The organism is Leisingera sp. F5 (genome assembly GCF_001593695.1).
In genome coordinates this window covers 1-2,956 of sequence record NZ_LUKH01000311.1, presented here as the reverse complement: position 1 = coordinate 2,956, position 2,956 = coordinate 1, and the positions used below count along the sequence as shown (strand labels likewise).

The 2,956-nt window shown below is 62.0% G+C and carries 3 protein-coding genes; all 3 read left to right on the top strand.

From position 1 onward, the window contains the following. Nucleotides 1–166: 166 nt before the first annotated feature. Complete coding sequence (locus tag A2I95_RS29410; RefSeq protein WP_291735576.1) at nucleotides 167–664, top strand: acyloxyacyl hydrolase; 498 nt, start codon at nucleotides 167–169, stop codon at nucleotides 662–664. A 93-nt stretch (nucleotides 665–757) separates the two neighbouring features. Beyond that, on the top strand, nucleotides 758–1,549 hold the full coding sequence (gene trpA / locus A2I95_RS29405) for a tryptophan synthase subunit alpha (RefSeq protein ID WP_291735574.1): 792 nt from the start codon (nucleotides 758–760) through the stop codon (nucleotides 1,547–1,549). A gap of 140 nt (nucleotides 1,550–1,689) precedes the next feature. After that, nucleotides 1,690–2,856, top strand: a complete 1,167-nt coding sequence (locus A2I95_RS29400; RefSeq protein WP_027257803.1) for an alpha-hydroxy acid oxidase — start codon at nucleotides 1,690–1,692, stop codon at nucleotides 2,854–2,856. Nucleotides 2,857–2,956 lie beyond the last annotated feature (100 nt).

Sequence of the window (2,956 nt, the reverse complement as noted above, 5' to 3'; positions counted from 1 at the left end):
CATTGGGCCTGCACGCAAGGCAAGGATGGCTGGCATATGTGCCACAATCGCTCTCTGTGCGGGGCCGCACAGTAAGCCCTCATATTGCTTTTTCGTGATGCGGCTTGGAAAAGCAGGGCAGATAAATATCTTAGTGCCAAACAATTAATACGGTGAGGGGCTTGAAATGAAGAAGACAGCTTTGCTGGCGGCGGCACTTAGTGCGGCTATGACCATGCCTGCTGCGGCGCAGGAAGTGACGCTAGGTCTGGGATACTCCGACTACCACCGGGAAACCGCCGAAGACAGCGCTGTGTTTGCGCTGGATTACCTGCACACGCCGTTTCACGAGCGCGGGCGCCTGTCGGCCCGGTTCGGCGCCGGGCTGGAAGTGCAGGAGACCGGTGATATCTTTGCCGGTGTCGGCATCAGCGGAACGATCGATCTGAACAACAACTGGTTCATTGAGACCAGCGTGATGCCCGGTGCCTACCACGACAGCGAGCCGGGCAATGACCTGGGCTCTGCCTTTGAAATCCGCAGCCTGCTGGCGGTGGGCAAGCGGTTCCAGAACGGCAAGGCGGTGTCGCTGGCGTTCAGCCACAAATCCAACGCCTCGACCGCGGATGAGAACCCGGGCGTGAACTCGCTGACCCTGCGCTGGCATATTCCGCTGAGCCGCTAAGGGACGCATTCACCGGGCTGCGGCGCGGCCCGGGATTGATTTCCCGCGCAACATTCGGCACACCGGGGCGGATAGATTTCAAAAGGCCCGCCCATGACCCGTATCGATGCCAAATTCGCCGAACTGAACGCCGCCGGCAAGAAAGCCTTTGTCACCTATGTGATGGCGGGCGACCCCGACTATGACACCTCATTGGAGGTGGTGAAGGGGCTGCCGGGCGCTGGTGTCGATATCATCGAGCTGGGCCTGCCATTCACCGATCCGATGGCTGACGGGCCGACCATCCAGCTGGCCGGGCAGCGCGCGCTGGACGGCGGCATGACGCTGGAAAGGACGCTGCAGCTGGCCGCCGATTTCCGCAAGGGCGACGACACCACACCGATCGTGCTGATGGGCTATTACAACCCGATCTACAACCGCGGCGTGGGCACCTTCCTGGCGGACGCCAAGGCGGCCGGCATCGACGGGCTGATCGTGGTGGACCTGCCGCCGGAGGAAGATGACGAGCTGTGCATTCCGGCGCAGAAGGCGGGGCTGAACTTCGTCCGCCTGGCGACCCCCACCACCGACGATGCGCGCCTGCCCAAGGTGCTGCAGAACACCTCCGGCTTTGTCTACTACGTGTCTATCACTGGCATCACCGGCGCCGCTGAGGCCGAGGCCACCGACGTTGGACCCGAGGTGGCCCGCATCAAGGCGGCCACAGATTTGCCCATCATCGTGGGCTTTGGCATCAACACGCCCGAGAAGGCGCAGAACATCGCCTCGATTTCGGACGGTGCCGTGGTGGGCAGTGCCATTGTCAGCCAGATCGGCGCGGGCAAGTCCCCGGTCGAGGTGCTGGCATTTGTAAAGTCCCTGGCAGACGGCGCGCACAAGGGCTGATGCTCTGACATAGCCTGATCTGAAAAGCCGCGCCTTCGGGGGCGGCTTTTTGCGTTTTCGGGGTGCGGCAATCGGAGCGTTGCCTTCGCTGGAATGAATTGGTAAATAAATTTTACCAAATGAAAGCGAGGGAGAGGCCGGTGCCGGTGATTACCAATATCAACGACCTGAAGCGCATCTACGAACGCCGTGTGCCGCGGATGTTCTTTGACTATGCCGAAAGCGGCAGCTGGACTGAGCAGACCTTCCGCGAGAACACTTCGGATTTTGAGCAGATACGCCTGCGCCAGCGGGTGGCGGTGGACATGACCAGGCGCACCACCGCGAGCCAGATGATCGGGCAGAACGTGGTGATGCCGGTGGCGTTGGCGCCGGTCGGGCTGACGGGGATGCAGCACGCGGACGGCGAGATAAAGGCGGCACGGGCAGCCGAAGAGTTCGGCGTGCCCTTCACCCTGTCGACCATGTCGATCAACTCGATCGAGGAAGTGGCCGAGGCGACCAGCAAACCGTTCTGGTTCCAGCTTTATACCATGAAAGACGAGGACTATATCCGCCGTTTGATACAGCGGGCCAAAGATGCGAAATGCTCAGCCCTGGTGATCACGCTGGACCTTCAGATCCTGGGACAGCGCCACAAGGACCTCAAGAACGGGCTGTCCGCGCCACCGAAGCTTACCCCGGCCACCATCGCCAACCTGATGACAAAATGGACCTGGGGCCTGCAGATGCTGGGCGCCAAGCGGCGCAACTTTGGCAATATCGTCGGCCATGTGCAGGGGGTTTCCGATACCTCGCAGCTGGGTGCCTGGACGGCGGAGCAGTTCGACCCGTCGCTCGATTGGGGCAAGATCGAAAAGCTGATGGAACTGTGGGGCGGCAAGGTGATCCTGAAAGGGGTTCTGGACGCTGAAGATGCGAAGATGGCCGCCAAGCTGGGCGCCGATGCCATTGTGGTGTCGAACCACGGCGGGCGGCAGCTGGACGGTGCGCTGAGTTCGATCCGGATGCTGCCGCAGATCATGGATGCCGTAGGCAATGACGTCGAGGTGCATCTGGACAGCGGCATCCGCTCCGGCCAGGACGTGCTGAAGGCACTGGCGCTGGGGGCCAAGGGCACCATGATCGGCCGTGCCTTTGTCTATGGGCTGGGCGCAAGGGGCCAAAAGGGCGTCACCGAGGCGCTGGAGGTGATTCGCAAGGAGCTGGACACCACCATGGCGTTGTGCGGCGAACGTTCGGTCGAGGGCTTGGGGCGTCATAATCTGCTGGTGCCGCAGGATTTTGGCGGGCGCTGGCAGGAATAACGCGGCCCCGGAACCGGGCAGGGGGCTTTGCCTCTTCCCAAATTGCCGCAAGCGGTCTATAGGCACGGCTTCACGCGGGGTGACAGCCTTGGAGGCACTC